This window comes from Pseudoxanthomonas sp. CF125 (assembly GCF_900104085.1).
GTDB lineage: Bacteria > Pseudomonadota > Gammaproteobacteria > Xanthomonadales > Xanthomonadaceae > Pseudoxanthomonas_A.
In genome coordinates this window covers 371852-388720 of the sequence record NZ_FNLD01000003.1, presented here as the reverse complement: position 1 = coordinate 388720, position 16869 = coordinate 371852, and the positions used below count along the sequence as shown (strand labels likewise).

The 16869-nt window shown below is 65.0% G+C and carries 15 protein-coding genes; 7 read left to right on the top strand and 8 right to left on the bottom strand.

The window, feature by feature from the left end; translation table 11 throughout:
• Positions 1-53: 53 nt before the first annotated feature.
• Entirely contained in the window at positions 54-1352 is a 1299-nt protein-coding gene (locus BLR66_RS15255; protein WP_093288941.1) for a DUF58 domain-containing protein, read from the top strand.
• Positions 1353-1445: 93 nt separating this feature from the next.
• Complete coding sequence (locus BLR66_RS15250; protein WP_255402670.1) at positions 1446-2498, top strand: DUF4380 domain-containing protein; 1053 nt, start codon at positions 1446-1448, stop codon at positions 2496-2498.
• A 30-nt stretch (positions 2499-2528) separates the two neighbouring features.
• Here BLR66_RS15250 and BLR66_RS15245 read toward each other — a convergent pair whose 3' ends face one another.
• The 4 genes from BLR66_RS15245 to hemB all read right to left on the bottom strand — a co-directional run bounded on the left by BLR66_RS15245 (position 2529) and on the right by hemB (position 5803).
• Positions 2529-3305 carry a ThuA domain-containing protein gene (locus BLR66_RS15245; protein ID WP_093288938.1) on the bottom strand — a complete coding sequence of 259 codons (777 nt, stop codon included), beginning with the start codon at positions 3303-3305 and terminating at the stop codon, positions 2529-2531.
• Positions 3306-3480: 175 nt separating this feature from the next.
• Positions 3481-3852: a hypothetical protein gene (locus BLR66_RS15240; protein ID WP_093288935.1), complete on the bottom strand. Its 372-nt coding sequence runs from the start codon at positions 3850-3852 to the stop codon at positions 3481-3483.
• Positions 3853-3863: 11 nt separating this feature from the next.
• Positions 3864-4706, bottom strand: a complete 843-nt coding sequence (aroE, locus tag BLR66_RS15235) for a shikimate dehydrogenase (RefSeq protein ID WP_093288932.1) — start codon at positions 4704-4706, stop codon at positions 3864-3866.
• 101 nt (positions 4707-4807) lie between these two features.
• A complete protein-coding gene (gene hemB / locus BLR66_RS15230) occupies positions 4808-5803 on the bottom strand; it encodes a porphobilinogen synthase (RefSeq protein WP_093288929.1) in 996 nt (331 codons plus the stop codon).
• A 227-nt stretch (positions 5804-6030) separates the two neighbouring features.
• On the opposite strand from hemB, the gene BLR66_RS15225 reads away from it, so the two are divergent.
• Together BLR66_RS15225 and BLR66_RS15220 are read left to right on the top strand one after the other, a co-directional pair.
• The gene (locus tag BLR66_RS15225) at positions 6031-6888 is read left to right on the top strand and encodes an ABC transporter permease (RefSeq protein WP_093288926.1); all 858 of its coding nucleotides are present in this window, start codon (positions 6031-6033) and stop codon (positions 6886-6888) included.
• A 10-nt stretch (positions 6889-6898) separates the two neighbouring features.
• Complete coding sequence (locus BLR66_RS15220; protein WP_176943908.1) at positions 6899-8473, top strand: dipeptide ABC transporter ATP-binding protein; 1575 nt, start codon at positions 6899-6901, stop codon at positions 8471-8473.
• Positions 8474-8533: 60 nt separating this feature from the next.
• On the opposite strand, the gene BLR66_RS15215 is transcribed toward BLR66_RS15220, so the two are convergent.
• The gene (locus BLR66_RS15215; RefSeq protein ID WP_093288919.1) at positions 8534-8782 is read right to left on the bottom strand and encodes a hypothetical protein; all 249 of its coding nucleotides are present in this window, start codon (positions 8780-8782) and stop codon (positions 8534-8536) included.
• A gap of 171 nt (positions 8783-8953) precedes the next feature.
• On the opposite strand from BLR66_RS15215, the gene BLR66_RS15210 reads away from it, so the two are divergent.
• From BLR66_RS15210 to BLR66_RS15200, 3 genes are all read left to right on the top strand, one after another.
• Positions 8954-9385: a hypothetical protein gene (locus BLR66_RS15210; RefSeq protein ID WP_093288916.1), complete on the top strand. Its 432-nt coding sequence runs from the start codon at positions 8954-8956 to the stop codon at positions 9383-9385.
• Positions 9386-9582: 197 nt separating this feature from the next.
• A complete protein-coding gene (locus BLR66_RS15205) occupies positions 9583-11241 on the top strand; it encodes an alkaline phosphatase (protein WP_218119658.1) in 1659 nt (552 codons plus the stop codon).
• A 17-nt stretch (positions 11242-11258) separates the two neighbouring features.
• On the top strand, positions 11259-11945 hold the full coding sequence (locus BLR66_RS15200) for a hypothetical protein (protein WP_143014667.1): 687 nt from the start codon (positions 11259-11261) through the stop codon (positions 11943-11945).
• A 298-nt stretch (positions 11946-12243) separates the two neighbouring features.
• Here the strand turns inward: BLR66_RS15200 and BLR66_RS15195 are convergent, their stop codons facing one another.
• The 3 genes from BLR66_RS15195 to BLR66_RS15185 form a co-directional block, all read right to left on the bottom strand.
• Positions 12244-14037, bottom strand: a complete 1794-nt coding sequence (locus tag BLR66_RS15195) for a DUF885 domain-containing protein (protein ID WP_093288910.1) — start codon at positions 14035-14037, stop codon at positions 12244-12246.
• 90 nt (positions 14038-14127) lie between these two features.
• Positions 14128-14562, bottom strand: a complete 435-nt coding sequence (locus BLR66_RS15190; protein ID WP_255402758.1) for a cytochrome c oxidase assembly factor Coa1 family protein — start codon at positions 14560-14562, stop codon at positions 14128-14130.
• Between the two features lie 50 nt (positions 14563-14612).
• A complete protein-coding gene (locus BLR66_RS15185; RefSeq protein ID WP_093288904.1) occupies positions 14613-16847 on the bottom strand; it encodes a S9 family peptidase in 2235 nt (744 codons plus the stop codon).
• Between the last annotated feature and the right edge of the window lie 22 nt (positions 16848-16869).

The window sequence follows — 16869 nt, the reverse complement described above, 5'->3', positions numbered from 1 at the left end:
GCCGCGAAGAGCAAATCCTCCCCAACCCTCCTTTTCCAAAGGAGGGAGCTGCTTTGAGGCCTGCACCGCTGCTTATCGGATTGCTGGTGCTGTGGGGCCTGTCTGGTTTCGCCGTGCTGTTCGCGGGCGTGCCCTTGCTCGCCTGGCTGTTGGCCGGTGCCGGCCTTGCCTTGCTCGCCGTGCTGGATGGCCTGCTCCTGCGCCGGCGTCCCACTCCGCAGGTCTCGCGCGAAATTCCAGAAGCCCTGCCGCTGGGCATCGAACGCGACGTGACCCTGCGCGTGGAATCGATGTCGCGCCAGCGCATCGATCTGTTCGACCTGCATCCGGGTGGCTGGCCCGCGCAAGGTCTGCCGCAACGCCTGAAGCTGATGCCGGCCACCGCTTCCACTTTCAGCTACCACCTGCGCCCCACGGCGCGCGGCGATGCGACGTTCGACGGAGTGCAATTGCGATTGGCGTCGGCGTTGCGGCTCTGGCGGCAATCGCGCATCGCCGGCACGCCGCAGCGGGTGCGCGTGTATCCCAACTTCGCGCCGCTGACCAAGTTCGCGTTGTTCAGCGCCGAACAGGCTTCTCGGCTGGTCGGCGCGCACCTGAAGCGCCGCCGTGGCGAAGGCACCGATTTCAACCAGATGCGCGAGTACCGCGTCGGCGACAGCCTGCGCCAGATCGACTGGAAGGCGACCTCGCGTTCGCGCAAATTGATCTCGCGCGAATACCAGGACGAAAAGAACCAGCAGCTGGTGATGATGGTCGACACCGGCCGCCGCATGATGGCGCAGGAAGGCGAGCTGGCGCATTTCGACCATGTGTTGAACGCAACGTTGGTGGTGTCCTACCTGGCGCTGCGTCAGGGCGATGCGGTCGGCTTGTTCGCAAGCGGCGGCGAATCGCGCTGGGTGGCCCCCAAGCGCGGCATGGCCAGCATCGATACCCTGCTGCGCGCCAGTTACAGCCTGCAGCCGCAGCCGGTAGCCACCGATTACCTGGCCGCCGCGACGGAACTGTCGTTGCGCCAGCGCAAGCGTTCTTTGGTGATGCTGGTCACCAACGTGCGCGATGAGGACATCGAAGACCTGCTGGCCGCCGTGCGCCTGTTGCAGAAACGCCACCTGGTCTGCGTCGCCAGCCTGCGCGAACGCGCGCTGGACCAGGCGATGACCGACGAAGTGCACGACCTGCCCGGCGCCATCCGTGCCGGCGCGGTCGCCCGCTACGTCGAACAGCGCACCGCTGCGCACGAAGCGCTGCGCAGCCATCGGGTGATGGTGCTGGATGTCGCCAGCGAAGAGTTGCCAGCGGCGTTGGTGGAGCGATATCTGGCGGTCAAGCGCGACGGGCTGCTGTAATCGCGCGGCATTGCAGGCATGCCCTTCGAGCGCGATGCTTTCCCGGTTGGGCGTAAGACGCCGTAACATCACAAAAAATCGGGAGCGGGTTGAATGAAATCCTGGCTGGCGCTCGTCGCGTTCTGCATGCCGATGACGGTTTCGGCAGTCGAAACCGTTCGCCTCGAGAATGATCTTGTCGCCCTGGAGGTCACCCCGGAGTTGGGAGGGCGCGGCCTGGCATTCTCGCTCAAGGGCCGTCCCAATCTGCTGAAGACCGGCGAGCCGTTGACCACTCGGCCCAAACCCGAAGTCAGCGCGACGGCCGACGACATCGGCTACCTCGGCCACGATGTATGGGTGGGCCCGCAAAGCCAGTGGTGGGTGCATCAGGATGCCAATCCCGCACGCCGCAAAGCCCGGGCGAACTGGCCGCCGGATCCGTTCCTGGCTTTCGCCGATACCCGGATTGTGGAGAGAACGCCGACGCGCCTGGTCCTGGAAGGCGTGGACAGTCCGGTCTCGGGTGTGCGCCTGCGCAAGGCATTCCAGTTGTCCGCCGACAGGCCGGATACCGTGGAAGTCCGCGCGACCGCACGCAATATCCGCAATACCGACATCGCGTGGGATCTGTGGTTCAACACGCGCACTCCTTCGTACACGCGCGTGTATGTGCCGGTGACCGGCGACCAGGACGTGCGCGTGCAGGCATCCACCGAACAGACGATAGGGCCCTTGCTGCCGCACGTGGAGCGCGGCCTGTTCTCGCTGGACAGATCGGCGCTTGGGGAGGGCATGAGCGCCCGGCGCGGCAAGGTCCTGATACAGCCCTCCGCGGGCTGGATGGCCGGATTCTCCAGTGGCCAGCTTTTCCTGATCCGGTTCCGGCATCATCCTCTTTCGAAGATCCATCCCGAGCAGGGCCAGGTGGAGCTTTACCTGGACGAACGCGCCGATGCGAACGCGGGCCTGTTGGAAATGGAGGTGCACGCACCGTACCGCACGCTCAGGCCGGGCGAAGAGATGGAGGCGGTGGAGTGGTGGACCGCGCTGCCGTACGACGGAGCGGATACGCGCGAGGCGCAGGTGGCGTTCCTGTGCGGGGAAGCGGCGGAACGGTTGGAGCTTGAGGATCTTTGCGGCAACCGGAAGAAAAAGGCGCCGTAACCGGCAGCGGCCGACAGGCGCGGATGCGGCTTACGGAGCGGACTTTTCCGCGACGATGCCGCGTCCCGTGGCTGCCCAGTAGATACCGCCGTAAAGGTGATCCAGATAAAGCCGGTCGTTGTACAGCTCCGGCGTATGCCCCAGCGCGGTGACGAAACTGCGGCCGCCCTCGAAGAAGTGGTACCACGCCACCGGATGCGATTTGCCCATGCCTTCGGCTTTCTGGCCGGGCCAGATCAGGGTGGGATCGTAGCTGGACTCATCCACGTTCATCACGACGTGCAGATCGGAGGAATAGGGTGCGTCGTATTCGTACCACTCGTCCGTCCATAGCCAGCGGTCCGGCAATCCCAGCGTGGCCGGGAAGTTGTGATCCACCACGTCGATCACGCCGGTCTGGATATAGGGATGGGTACGGAACGAACGCCCCACCAGATGCTCGTACCAGGTCCATTCGCGGGCGGTGGCGATGGCCTTGTGCACGGCCACGAAGCCGCCGCCGGCATGGATGTAGTCCTGGAAGCGCTTGCGCTGCGGCTCGCTGAGCTCTGCGCCGGGAGTGTTGAGGAACACGATGGCGGCGTACTGCGAAAGGTCGCCATCGAAAGGCCTTGTGTCCCAGGCCCAGACCAGTTCGAAATTGTGCTGCCGCGCCATTCGTTCGAACGACGGCTTGGCCACGGTGACGTAGTCGTTGTGGTACTTGTTGGGAATGGCTGCGACCAGCACCTTGAACTGCTGCTGCGCTTGCGCAGGCATTGCGAACAATGCGCAAATCAGCGCGAGTAGGACGATCGATTTCCTCATGGCCCGATCGTAGCGCAAACATGGCGGCCGTATCGGCGTCGCTGGCTCAGGGCTTCAGATTTCCCTTCGTTACTTATTCCGCATCGGCAGCGAGGTATGCAGTTGCGAACTATCTCGTACGGCGGTCAGGCGACGGTGCGGTGCGGAGGATCGCACGCACAGCCTTCATCGCCGATCACTGTCCTTGGGGCATGCGTGCGGTCGCTTCGGCTTGCCGCGTCGCCTTGCATAGTCCCCACGCAATCATCACCAGCCCTGCCAGCGAAACGCAGTTGATCAACATCCGCACGGCGCTCAGGCGCGCGAAGATCGTGCTGATCTGGGTGGCGGAATCGGCGGCGGTGCTGATCACCCAGTTCTGGTAAAGCCCCAGCCCAAGTTGCAGCACCGCGCAGCCCAGCATCAGGCCGATGCCGATCAGGCCGAGCTGCCGCGCCTTGCCCGGGCGCGCCGCGCTCCACAACATCGCCAGGGCGATGGCGCAGGCCAGCAGTTCCGGGAACGAATAGCCGAGCGTGGTCAACGCCGGAATCAGAAAAGAATCCATTTCGTTACTCCTCAGTCCGCCGTGACCAGTGAAGCATCCTTGCCGCGTAGCGCGGCGTAGACCGGCGCGGTGTCGGGGCGCACGCCGTGCCAGAGTTCGAAAGCCGCGGCGGCCTGTTCCACCAGCATGCCCAGGCCATCGACCATGTCGCGGCAGCCGGCGGCACGCGCCCAGGCCAGGAACGGGATGGCGGCCTCGCCGTAATTCAGGTCCACCGCCAGCGTGCGCGGCGTGGACAACTGGAACGGCAGCGTGAATTCCGTCGTGCCGTTGCGCGAGGCGGAAGTGGCATTGACGACCAGCGCGAAGTCGCCTTCGTTGACCAGATCGTCCCAGTAACGCGAATGCGCACGTTCGGGCTCGCCCAGCGCGTCGGCCAACGCATCGGCGCGCTCGGGGGTGCGATTGGCGATGATCAGTTCCGAGACGCCCGCATCCAGCAGCGCGGGGGCTACGCCCCGCGCCGAGCCGCCCGCGCCGAGCAGCAATGCGCGGCGGCCGCGCAAGTCCAGACCCAGGCGGCCGGTCAGGTCGCGCACCAGGCCGATGCCGTCGGTGTTGTCGCCATGCCATTGGCCGTCGTTGCGGGTCAGCGTGTTGACCGCGCCGGCGCGCCGCGCACGTTCGCTGGTGACGCTGCACAGGGCGAAGGCGGCTTCCTTCAAGGGCAGGGTGACATTGGCGCCCCGGCCGCCGCCGGCCGCGAAAGCATCCAGCGCCTGCATGAAGGCTTCCGGCGCCGCATCGACAGCGGTGTAGTCCAGCGCTATGCCGGTCTGGCGCCCGAATGCGGCGTGGATGCGCGGCGACAGCGAATGCGAAACCGGGTGACCAAAGACGGCGTAGTGACTCATGCAGGGCTCCTTGATTGAATTCCATTGTAGGAGCGGGCCCTGCCCGCGACGAGCCTTATCGGCAATGTCGGTCGCGGGCAGGGCCCGCTCCTACGGAAATACTATGCGCCTTCTTCCTTCAACCAGCGTGCCGCATCCAGCGCGAAATACGTAAGCACGCCGTCGGCGCCGGCACGTTTGAACGCAGTCAGCGCCTCCAGCACGCAAGCCCGTTCGTCCAGCCAGCCGTTGTTGAAGGCGGCCTTGAGCATCGCGTACTCACCGCTGACCTGATAGGCGAAAGTGGGCACGCCGAACTCGTCCTTCACCCGCCGCACCACGTCCAGGTAAGGCATGCCGGGCTTGACCATCACCATGTCCGCGCCCTCGTCGATGTCCAGCGCGACTTCGTGCAGCGCTTCGTTCGAGTTGGCCGGGTCCATCTGGTAGTTGTACTTGTTGCCCTTGCCCAGGTTGCCGGCGCTGCCCACCGCATCGCGGAATGGACCGTAGAACGCGGACGCGTACTTGGCCGAATACGCCATGATCCGGGTATGCACGTGGCCCTCGCTTTCCAGGGCCTCGCGGATGGCGCCGATGCGGCCGTCCATCATGTCGCTGGGCGCCACGACATCCACGCCGGCGCGCGCATGCGACAGCGCCTGCTTGACCAGCGCTTCGACGGTGATGTCGTTCATCACGTAGCCGCTGTCGTCGATGATGCCGTCCTGGCCGTGGGTGGTGAACGGGTCCAGCGCCACGTCGGTGATCACGCCCAGTTTGGGAAAACGCTGCTTGAGCGCGCGCACCGCGCGCTGGGCCAGGCCGTCGTCGTCCCAGGCCGCCTCGGCCTGCAGCGATTTGGCTTCAGGTGCGGTGACCGGAAACAAGGCCAAAGCGGGCACGCGCAATGCCGAAGCCTGCTCTGCGACTTTCAGCAACTCGTCGATCGACAGACGCTCCACGCCCGGCATGGAAGGCACCGCCTCGCGGCCCGGCAGCTCGTGCACGAACACCGGATAGATCAGATCGTTGGCGGTCAGCACGTGCTCGCGCATCAGCCGCCGGGAAAAATCGTCGCGGCGCATGCGGCGGGGGCGGGTGTAGGGGTAGGCCATGGGGGATCCTCAATCGATGCGTAAATGATACGCCCTGAGCATTAAGCCCCTCTCCCATCGGCGCCCGAAGGGTGTGCAAAGCTGAGAGGGGTTGGGGTGAGGGTACGGCGAAGCTGGAATGGTTCAGACATTAACTATTTCACCGCATCCTCATCCGCCCCCGTACCAAGTACGGGGCAGGCTCTTCTCCCGGTGGGAGAAGGAAAGAGCACGCTACGATGCACCCTATGCAAACACTACGTTCCCTACCACCCCTCGCACGCACCTGCCTGACCCTGCTCGCAGCGCTGGCATTGATCTGCTGGCTCGGTCCCCTGTTCAGCGCATACGCCCCGCATTCCCCCGACTGGAATTCGCTCTCCGTCGCTCCCGGGGTGAACGGACATTGGTTCGGCACCGACGCCATTGGCCGCGATGTTTTCGCGCGCACCTTGGCGGGCGGACGCCTTTCGCTGACCATCGGCCTGCTGGCCAGCGTGGTCGCGCTGCTGATCGGTTTGGCTTACGGCGCCATCGCCGGTCTGGCTGGCGGCCGGGTGGAGCGTACGATGCTGCGCGTGCTCGATGTGTTTTCCGCGCTGCCGTTCCTGCTGGTGGTGATCCTGCTGCTGACCCTGTTCGAACGCTCGCTGGGCCTGCTGCTCGCCGCCATCGGCGGTTACGTGTGGATCGACCTGGCGCGGGTGATGCGTGCGGAAAGCGCGCGCCTGCGCGAGGCGCCGTTCGTGCTGGCTGCGCATGCGGCCGGGGCCACCTTTGCGCAACGCCTGCGCTGGCACGTGCTGCCCAACCTGATGCCGCTGGCGTTCGTGTATCTGGGCCTGATCCTGCCGCAGGCGATTCTGGTGGAAAGCTTCCTGGGTTTCCTGGGCCTGAGCGTGGACGAGCCTTCGGCCAGTTGGGGCACGCTGCTGGCCGAAGGCGTGCAGGAACTGGATTCGGCGCCGTGGACGCTGCTGTTTCCAGCCTCGTTGCTGGTGGTCACGCTGGCCGCTTTCCAGTTCCTGGGCGATGGCCTGCGCGACTGGATGGACCTCCGTGGCGAAGGTGTGCGCGGCGAACGCGCCGAGTCGGCTGCCGCATGAGCTCGGCCGCATGAGCCCCCGCGTGCGAGTGGAGCTTGCCGATCTGCGCATCGCCGCGTCCGGACGGGACCGGCGCGAACTGCTGCGCGGCCTGTCGCTGGAACTCGATGGCGGCCAATGCGTGGGCCTGGTCGGGGAATCGGGAAGCGGCAAGAGCCTGACCTCGCTGGCCTTGCTGAATCTGCTGCCGCCCGGATTGGAAGCCAGTGCCAGTCTGCGTGTGGACGAGCAGCAGGTCGTGTTCGGCTCGCCGGCGCATGCCGCCCTGCGCGGACGCGCGTTCGGCCTGGTGCCGCAGGATCCGCTCGCGGCGCTGCATCCTCTGCGCAGGATCGGCGCACAACTGGTCGAAACCCTGCGCTCGGCGCGCGGCCTGTCGCGCGAAGCGGCCGGCAAGGAAGCCGAAGAGTTGCTGCGCCGCGTGCAGATGCCGGATCCGCGCCAGGCGCTATCCAAGTACCCGCATCTTTTTTCCGGCGGCCAGCGCCAACGCATCGCCATCGCGCTGGCGCTGGCGACGCGTCCGCGCGTATTGATCGCCGACGAACCGACTTCCGCGCTCGACGCACGCATCGCCCGCGACATCCTGGACTTGCTGGACGACCTGCGCCGCGAACAGAACCTGGCCCTGTTGCTGATCAGCCACGACTTGCCGCTGGTGGGTGCCTACGCGCAGCGATTGCTGGTGCTGCGCGGCGGCGAAGTGCTGGAGCGAGGCGACACCCATGCGGTATTCGCCGCCCCCGGCCACGCCTACACGCGCGAGCTGCTGGCGGCAGACCAGCTGCAGAAACTGCCTGCGCCCGTTGCCGATGCGCCAGTCCTGTTGCGCGCCGAAAACCTGCGCATGCGCTATCGCGGCGCCGCGCGCGATGCGCTGGATGGGGTGGAGATCGAACTGCGGCGTGGCGAAGGCCTGGCCCTGGTCGGCGAATCGGGCAGCGGCAAGAGCACGCTGGGCCGCGCGTTGCTCAAGCTCCTGCGCGGCGCGCAGGGCCGTATCGTGCTGGAAGGCGTCGTTCTGGATTCGCTGAGCGCAAGCGGGTTACGCAAGCTCCGCCGGCGCATCGGAGTGGTGTTCCAGGATCCCTACGCATCGCTGGATCCGCGCCTGGATATCGCGCGCATCGTCGCCGAGCCGCTGCGCATCCACGGCATCGGCGATAGCGCGAGCCAGCGCGCGAAAGCATCGGAACTGCTACAGGCCGTGGGCATGGACGACTCCGCGCTGGACCGCTATCCGCACCAGTTTTCCGGCGGGCAACGGCAACGCATCGCCATCGCGCGCGCGCTGGCGACGTCGCCGGATCTGCTGGTCTGCGACGAAGCGGTCTCCGCTCTGGATGCACATCATCGCGCTGCGATACTGGCGTTGCTGGCCAAACTGAAACGCGAGCGCGGGTTGGCGCTGCTGTTCGTCACCCACGACCTGGCGGCCGCCTCGGCCGTGGCCGAACGCATCGCCGTACTGGAACAGGGCCGCATCGTGGAATCCGGCGAGACTGCGGTGGTGCTGTCCCAACCGCAGCACGCTCACACCCAGGCGCTGGTCGCCGCGCGTCCCGCCCTCGCCGCCATCCTGTAGGAGCGACGTAAGTCGCGAAGCACGTTTCGCGACTTACGTCGCTCCTACACAGGTTTGGATTTAGAAGATGCCGCCGCCGATCGCCAGGCGAACGATGCCCACCACGATCACGATGCCGTTCAGCAGCAATCCGGTCTTGGCGCGCCCGGTTTTGGCGTCGGAAGTGAACAGGATGCCGATGGCCGCGATGATCGCGCCGACCGCGGCGAAGGGGATCAGGAACCAGTTGCCCCAGCCCAGCAGCGGAATCAGCGCCAGCACCATCCAGATCATGGCCACCACGCCCCACAACACACTGATAAGACCCATGACAGCACTCCTGGTTAATGTGCCAACTATAACGCGCAGACGCCTTCGATCCAGGTTGGCGATGCCTCGTGTCGGCGCACCGTTGCGGCACCCGCGCTAGTGGCGCCAAGGTATGCGAGCATTCAGTCCCATAGGCCGATCATCCAGCCATCCTTCCAGGGGAAACCGCCAATGAGCCTGCGTCCCGTCATTCTTTTCCTGCTGGCCCTTGCGCTCAGCGCCTGCGCCGGCACCTCCAAGGTCATGCTTGGCCAGGCGCGTCCGCCGGTCGATCCGGCCCAGGTCCGGATCTACACCACGCCGCCGCCGGGCTCCATCGAGATCGCCCAGCTCGAATCCTCCAGTGCGGTCGGTTTCGGCACCCAGGGCCAGACCGATGCGGCCGTGGCCCGGCTCAAGCGCGAAGCCGCCGCACTGGGCGCCAACGGCGTGATCCTGATGGGCGTCGGCTCCAGCGGTTCGCCGGTGGGCATGTCGGTGGGCGCCGGCAGCTACGGCCGCCACAGCGCGGGCGGCATTGGCATCGGCATTCCGACCACGCAGAAGAAGGCCGCCGGCGTGGCGATCTACGTACCGCCGGGGGCGGAGCCCACGCAACCTTGATCGATTGAAGCAATAGCGACTCCGTGGGAGCGGCTTCCAGCCGCGAGCTCTTCCCTCAGCCATACCACAGCTCAGAGGCTCGCGGCTGGAAGCCGCTCCCACATGCTGCCGGCGTAGCCGAACGGTTGCATTGCGGTCATCCAAGTGCAACGACCCGCACCGACAGTGCGTTCTCCCCCGAGCACTGGAGAACGCCCATGCGCCACCTGTCCACGATCCTGGGCTGCGCCGCCCTGACCATGCTGGTCGCAGGTCCCGGCCTGACCGCCGAACCCGAACACATCCGCGGCAAAGCCTCGGCCAAGCGTGCCGCTTCCGCACCGGCTCCGGCGCGCGGCGAAAGCGCCCAGCAGTGGTACAGCGACGGCGCGCGCGCCGCGCGTGCGGGCGCCGAGTTGCGCCCCAGCCACCGGAAAGCCAAGAACGTGATTCTGTTCGTCGGCGACGGCATGGGCCTGTCGACGGTAGCGGCCGCGCGCATCCTGGAAGGCCAGCTCAAGGGCCGCAGCGGCGAAGAGAACGCGCTGAGCTTCGAGCGGTTCCCGTACCTGAGCCTGTCGAAAACCTATTCGGTCGACGGCCAGACGGCGGACTCGGCGCCGACCATGACCGCCATGATGAGCGGCATCAAAACCAATCAGGGCGTGCTGGGCGTCACCCAGGACGCGCGCTACAACAATTGCGCCTCGGCCAAGGGCAAGGGCGTGGCCAGCCTGCTGGAAGTGGCCGAAGCGCTGGGCATGTCCACCGGCATCGTCAGCACTGCGCGCATCACCCATGCCACCCCGGCCGCCACCTACGCGCACACGCCCAACCGCGACTGGGAAAGCGATGCGGAACTGAGCGCCGAGGCCAAGGCTTCGGGCTGCAAGGATATCGCCCGGCAATTGATCGAATTCCCGTACGGCAACGGCCTTGAAGTCGCGCTGGGAGGCGGCCGCAGCTATTTCCTGCCCAACACGCTCAACGATCCCGAAGACACCAGCAGCAAAGGCCGCCGTCTGGACGGCCGCAACCTGGCCAACGAATGGGGCAGCAAGCCAGCTTCGGCCTACGTCTGGAACAAGGCGCAGTTCGACGCCATCAATCCGGCCACGACCAAGCACCTGCTGGGCCTGTTCGAGCGCTCGCACATGGAGTACGAGGCCGACCGTCCGCTCGATGCGGGCAAAGAACCGAGCCTGGCCGAGATGACCGCCAAGTCGATCGACATCCTGCAGAACCGCAACGGCAACAAGGGCTATTTCCTGATGGTGGAAGGCGGGCGCGTCGACCACGCCCACCACGCCGGCAACGCCAGCCGCGCGCTGGTGGACGCCATCGCCCTCTCCGATGCGGTGCGCACGGCGCAGCGCAAGAGCTCGGACGAGGACACCCTGATCATCGTCACCGCCGACCATAGCCACACCTTCACCATCGCCGGCTATCCCGACCGCGGCAACAACATCCTGGGCAAGGTGGTCACCGATGGCGCGCTGGCGTTGGACTCCGACGGCAAGCCCTACACCACGCTCGGCTACATCAACGGTCCCGGCTATCGCGGACCGGCCGCGCGCCCGGACCTGACCAATATCGACACCGCCAACGTCAACTTCCTGCAGGAAGCGGCGGTGCCGTTGGGTTCGGAAACCCACGCTGCCGAAGACGTCGGCGTCTACGCTACTGGTCCGGGGGCGCATGCCTTCCAGGGCGTGGTCGAACAGAACGTCGTCTTCCACGTGATGGCGCAGTCGCAGAGGGACACTTCGGTCTTCTTCTGTTCCCTGTTCGGCGGCTGCGGACAGAACGACAGGAAATCGTCGATTGCTCCGCCATTGCTCGAAGCCGACCTGCGCGCAGGCATGACCAAGCAGTGATGGCACGCGGATGGCTCTTGCTCCTCGCGTTGATCGCCGGCCAGGGATGGGCCGGCGATGGCGGCAGCGATGAGCCCGGCTCCAACACCACGGTCGCTGGCGACGCTGCCGGCGATGAATCGGCATGGGTGGGCGACTACCGCATCCGCGATGCCCGCGGCGAGCGCGAACTGAAGCTGGTGCGCAATGGCACCCGCATCGAATACCGTATCGATGGCGAACCGATCAGAGTCTGGCGGCAAACGTCCGATGGGGTGGAACTGCGTGAGCTGTATCCGGCCGACCGGCGCATGGTGGTGTACGCGCCGGGCGATCTGCGCACCTTGGACAAAGTGCCGGACTGGGCGCAGCTGTCGGGCTTGGTCGATCCCGCGTTGCGCGCGCGATTGGATAACGCCGGTAATGCCAGCGCGTTCGACCAGCCGCTCGCCCGTTATCGCGGCGCCGACGCGCAGGGAAAGCATGTCGAACTGGATTGGTTGCCGGCTTCCGGTTTGCCGGCCCGCTACTGCATCGGCAAGCCGGACGGCAGCAGATGCAGCGGCGGAGACGTCATCCGTCTGCAAGGATTGACGCAGATTCCGGTGCAGCAGGCGTTCACGCCGTTCGATGGCCTGCTGGAGATCGATCATGCCGATCTTGGCGACATGGAAATGGATGCGTTCGTCCATGGCCTGTCGCATGCGGAGCATCCCGCGCACTGATGCCGGTGGAGTCGTTAGTCGAGACTTAGGTAGTTGCGTGACAACAGAGTAGGGCGGGCACTGCCCGCCCTACTCTAAGAGCCTGTTCACGACCTTTGAAATAATTTGTGAAACTGAAAAATAAATTCGTCGTCCCCGCGAAGGCGGGGATCTAGTGTCTTTCGTACCGCGACCGTACAGTTTGTAGAAACGCTTAAGTCACTGGATCCCCGCCTTCGCGGGGACGACGAGTCATTTTCCAGATCTTCCGCAGACAAATATGAGGTCTTCCGACAGATAGTGAACAGGCTCTAAGAACTTATTTCTTCGCCTGCTGCGCAGGAATGAAAACTTCATTCACCGCCTTCGCCAGCTGATCGGGCGGCAGCAGCCCCTGATCCAACAGGAAGTTGTTGAAGGCCTTGCGGTCGAAGCGTTTGCCCAGCGCCAGCTCGGTCTGCATGCGCAATTCCAGGATGCGGGTGTAGCCGTAGAAATAGCTTCCAGCCTGGCCCGGTGCGTTGAAGGTGTAGCGGTCCAGTTCCTGGCGCGCCATCGGTTCGGACAGGCCCACGTCTTCCTCCAGCACCAGACGTGCGCGTTCGCGATCGGTCAGGCCCAGGTTGAGGCTGGGATCCAGCATCGCGCGTGCGGCGCGCAGCAGGCGGAACTGCAGTGCGATCAGCTGCCCGTCCAACGGTTCGTAAGGCACCATCTCGGCTTCGGCGTACAGCGCCCAGCCTTCGACGTTGACCGAATTGAAGGCGAACATGCTGCGCGCCAGCGAGACCCCGCGCTCGACCATGGCGGTGAACTGCAGTTCATGGCCGGGACGCCCCTCGTGCGCCGACAGCGTCCACGCCACCGCGTCGAAATTGAAGTCGTCGTAGTTCTTGCCCTTGCCGTCCTTGTCCGGGTTGCCCAGCGGCAGCACGAAGGTGCCCTGTTGCCCGGTGTTGCCCACCAGCGGTGCGGGCAGGAAGTGCGGCGCCGGCTGGGCCGCGCTTTCGGCGGGCGAACCCAGGCGCATCTGCATGGGCCGGTTGGGCACATCGACGATCTTCTCGCGCACGATGATCGGATCGATCCGGTCGATGATGCCGCGGTAGTAGGTTTCCAGTTTGTCGTTGGGAATGCTGTCCTTCTTCAGCGCCTTGATCACCTCGCGGTAGTCGGTCGCCTCGATGCCCTTGGCCTTGGCCACCAGAGGCGCCAGTTGCTGCATCGCCGCGCGGGTTTCCATGAACTCCAGCTGCGCGCGCCGCATCAGCAGGGCCGGGTCGATGTCGATGCCGTACTGCTTGAGCTGGTAGGCGTACAGCTCCGGCGGCAGACGGGTGTCGGTGCGCGCCTTCGGCAGGACCTGGGTGCGGGTCCATTCGTTGTAGGCCTTGAGTTGCTTCTCCATCGCGTCCAGCGCCTCCTCGGCGCCGGCGATCTTGTATTTGGCGAACAGATCGCGCACGCCGCTCACATACGTATCCACATTGCCGACCGCACGTTCGACTTCGAGTTTGGTCGGCTGCAGCAGTTCGCCGTTGGCCAGTTTCTCTTCGTAGCGCTGCTGCGCCAGGGTGGCGATGGCGGTGCTGCCCGGTGCGAGTCCCACATAGCGTTTCAGGCGATCCAGCGCCTTGGCGCGTCGCTCGGCGGGTGTCTGATCGGAAAGCAGGCCATTGATGCCGTTGAACACCATCTGCGGCGCATCGCTCCACGGCAGCAGGTATTTTTCGTTGAGCTCGCTGCCTTCGATGTTCTCGTCGGCCGCTGCGATCATGATCTCCAGATCCTGGCGCACGTTGGCGTCGCGCTCCAACTGGAGCTTGGTCCGCAGTTCGGCCTTGGCTTTCGCGGTGGCCTCCCGGTAGCGCTTGGGATTGTCAGGGCCCAGATCGGTCACCTGGTCGTCGTAGCCGGGAATGCCGAAGAAGCTGGCGTATTCCGGCTGGAAAGGCGCTTGCGCCTGCAGCAGGATCTGCGCATAGCGGTTGCTGGTTTCCACCCAGGCCGGAGAAGCGGCCGACTTGCTTTGCGCGGCGTGCGCTGCGGATTGGGCCAGAACAGGCAGGGGTGCGGACAGCGCAAGGGCGATGGCGAAGACGAGAGGTTTCATTGTCGGATCCGGCGAATAGGTGCGATGACCCTACCGGCTAGCCCCTGCCGCGGCAATGCGTCTTAGGTCATGCCTTCCGACGCGGATAATTCACTGCGTTTGCGCAGGCAGCAGATCGATGGGCCGGTCGCTGCCGTCCACGCGCACCAGCAGCGTCGAGTAGTTCCATTGACCTGCGGATTTGGTCGCTTCCAGATAGATGTCCCCTTCGCCTTTGGGCCCGGAGATGGGGATCTGCAGGTTGGCCTTGCCGGAGGGGCCATTGACACTGATGTTGCCCATCATGAACCAGCCTTCCTCGATCGGTTCGCCCAGCGCCTGGACGACGGCCGGATTGGCCTTGGCTTCCCGCAGAGCCTGCTGGTAAGCGTCGGAGGACTTCATCATGCCTAACAATGTAGACATGAAAAGCAGGATGACTCCTGCGAACAAAGCCAGGAGCAAGGCGCTGAGCAGCGGAACAGCCCATTTCCAGTGCCGGCTCCACCATCCGCGGGAGTGGCTGGTGGGAAGCGGCGGCGGCATGGCATTCATGGCGGTCATCCCGATGGATTGGATGAAGGGTACAACGCCCGTCAGGGTTTCAAGCAGCGCGCCAGGAAATCCTCGGTCAGGCGATAGCGATGCAGCAGATCGCTGCCCTTCAGTCCGTGCTTGGCGCCCGGGTAGGTCATCAGTTCGAATGGCTTGCCGCGCTTTTGCAACTCGCTCATCAGCTTGGTCGAATTGGTGAACAGCACGTTATCGTCGGCCATGCCGTGCACCAGCAGCAGTTTCGATTTCAGGCCGTCCAGATGGGTGAATACGCTGGCATCGCGATAGCCGGCTTCATTGGCCTTGGGCAGGTTCATGTAGCGCTCGGTGTAGTGGGTGTCGTACAGGGCCCAGTCGGTGACCGGCGCGCCCGCCACGCCGCAGGCATAGGCCTCGCTGTGCTTGCCGAGCAGCATCAGTGTCATGTAGCCGCCGTTTGACCAGCCGTAGACGCCGATGCGCTTGCCATCGACGAAGGATTGCGATTTCAGCCACTCCACGCCGCGCAGCTGGTCGTCCACTTCCACCGTGCCCTGTTTTTCGTACAGCGCGCCACCGAAGGCCGCACCGCGCCGCGGCGTACCGCGGTTGTCCAGCGAGAACACCAGATATCCGTTCTGCGCCAGGTACTGGTTGAAGAACGCATCGCTGCGTCCGGGCCAGGCGCGGGTCACGGTCTGCGCGGCGGGACCGCCATAGACGTACACGACCACCGGATATTTCCTGGACGGATCGAAGCCTTCCGGTTTGATCAGGCTGTAATGCAGCAACGTCTTGCCATCGGCGGCGGTCAGCGTACCGAACTCGATGGGTCGCTGCGCATCGCGGTATTTCGCGTAGGGATGTCGCGGGTCGGCCAGCTCATTGGCGAGCAGCGTGGCCAGCTTGCTGCCGTCGGCCTTGAACAATTCGATCTGCGGCGGAGTTTCCTCGTTGGACCAGCTGTCGACATAAATGCTGGCGTTCTTGGCGAATACCGCGTCGTGTTTGCCGGCCGTTCTAGACAGGGCGGCGATCGGGCCGCCTTTCAGCGAAACGGAATACACCTGGCCCTCGGTAGGCGAATCCTTGCCTGCGCTGAAATAAACCAGCCCCTTTTCCTGGTCCACCGCAAGCAATGCATCCACCGGCCATGGCCCGCCGGTCAACGGCGCAAGTTGCGTCCCGTCTTCTGACGCGAGGTAGAGATGCTCGAACCCGCTTCGCTCCGAAGACCATACGAAACGGCCGTCGTCCAGAAAGCGCAGGTTGTCGTGCAACGGCACCCAGGTCTTCGAAGTTTCAGTGGCCAGCGTGCGCTGCCGGCCGCTGGCCAGTGTGGTCTCGATCAGCTCCAGCTTCTTCTGATCCCGCGATTGGCGCTGGAAAGCGAGGCGCTGCGGGTCGCGCCAGTCGACACGGGCCAGATAGATGTCTTCGTCCTTGCCGAGGTCGATCCATTCCGGCTTCGCGTCGGCTTTCGGCGCGATCACACCCAACTTCACCCTGACATTGGCATCGCCAGCGGCGGGATAGCGCTGCTCCACCACGTCGGTGCGGTCGGGATACACCTCGTAGCGCTTCTGCACGGGTACCGGCGATTCGTCGATGCGGGCGAAGGCGAGCGCCGAATCGTCCGGGGCCCACCAGTAACCGGTGTGGCGGCCCATTTCCTCGTCGGCGACGAATTCGGCGACGCCGTTGCCGATGGTATCGGAACCGTCCCCGGTCAGGCGTACCTTCTGTCCGCTGGCCAGATCGATGACCCACAGGTCGCGGTCGCGGATGAAACTGACGAAGCCGCCCTTGGGCGAAATCTTCGGATCGGTGGCGAAGCCGCTGCCGTCGGTCAATTTGCGCACCGCCGCTGTTCCGGATTTCGCCAGGTCGTACAGGTAAAGCTCGCCGCCCAAGGGGAAAAGCAAGGTCTTGCCGTCCGGCGACCATTGGTAGTCGATGATTCCCGACAGCGCCGCGATGCGTTGGCGCTCGCGGCGCGCCTTCTCTTCGTCGCTCAGGGTTTCGGTGCCGGGCAACACCACCTTGGAATCCACCAACAGGCGCGTCTGCCCGCTGGCCACGTCGTACTCCCACAAATCCAGCTGGTTGCGGTCGTTGTCCTTGCCGCGGAGGAAGGTCACCCGCGAGCCGTCGGGCGCGATCTGCGGCTTGGTCAGCGTGGGGCCGGACAACGGCGCGTTGCCTGTGATGGCTTCGAGCGTGAGTTTGCTCGGGAGCGGCTGAGCGGCGTGTGCTGTGGCGGAAAGCATCATCAAGCTGATCAACATGAGGCGCATGGAGGTCTCGGGGTATTTTCAG

Excerpts from the sequence above, each read along its gene's own strand:
- BLR66_RS15250 (WP_255402670.1), top strand. The coding sequence starts at position 1,446 with ATGAAATCCTGGCTGGCGCTCGTCGCGTTCTGCATGCCGATGACGGTT.
- BLR66_RS15245 (WP_093288938.1), bottom strand. The coding sequence starts at position 3,305 with ATGAGGAAATCGATCGTCCTACTCGCGCTGATTTGCGCATTGTTCGCA.
- BLR66_RS15240 (WP_093288935.1), bottom strand. The coding sequence starts at position 3,852 with ATGGATTCTTTTCTGATTCCGGCGTTGACCACGCTCGGCTATTCGTTC.
- aroE (WP_093288932.1), bottom strand. The coding sequence starts at position 4,706 with ATGAGTCACTACGCCGTCTTTGGTCACCCGGTTTCGCATTCGCTGTCG.
- hemB (WP_093288929.1), bottom strand. The coding sequence starts at position 5,803 with ATGGCCTACCCCTACACCCGCCCCCGCCGCATGCGCCGCGACGATTTT.
- BLR66_RS15225 (WP_093288926.1), top strand. The coding sequence starts at position 6,031 with ATGCAAACACTACGTTCCCTACCACCCCTCGCACGCACCTGCCTGACC.
- BLR66_RS15220 (WP_176943908.1), top strand. The coding sequence starts at position 6,899 with ATGAGCCCCCGCGTGCGAGTGGAGCTTGCCGATCTGCGCATCGCCGCG.
- BLR66_RS15215 (WP_093288919.1), bottom strand. The coding sequence starts at position 8,782 with ATGGGTCTTATCAGTGTGTTGTGGGGCGTGGTGGCCATGATCTGGATG.
- BLR66_RS15210 (WP_093288916.1), top strand. The coding sequence starts at position 8,954 with ATGAGCCTGCGTCCCGTCATTCTTTTCCTGCTGGCCCTTGCGCTCAGC.
- BLR66_RS15205 (WP_218119658.1), top strand. The coding sequence starts at position 9,583 with ATGCGCCACCTGTCCACGATCCTGGGCTGCGCCGCCCTGACCATGCTG.
- BLR66_RS15195 (WP_093288910.1), bottom strand. The coding sequence starts at position 14,037 with ATGAAACCTCTCGTCTTCGCCATCGCCCTTGCGCTGTCCGCACCCCTG.
- BLR66_RS15190 (WP_255402758.1), bottom strand. The coding sequence starts at position 14,562 with ATGCCGCCGCCGCTTCCCACCAGCCACTCCCGCGGATGGTGGAGCCGG.
- BLR66_RS15185 (WP_093288904.1), bottom strand. The coding sequence starts at position 16,847 with ATGCGCCTCATGTTGATCAGCTTGATGATGCTTTCCGCCACAGCACAC.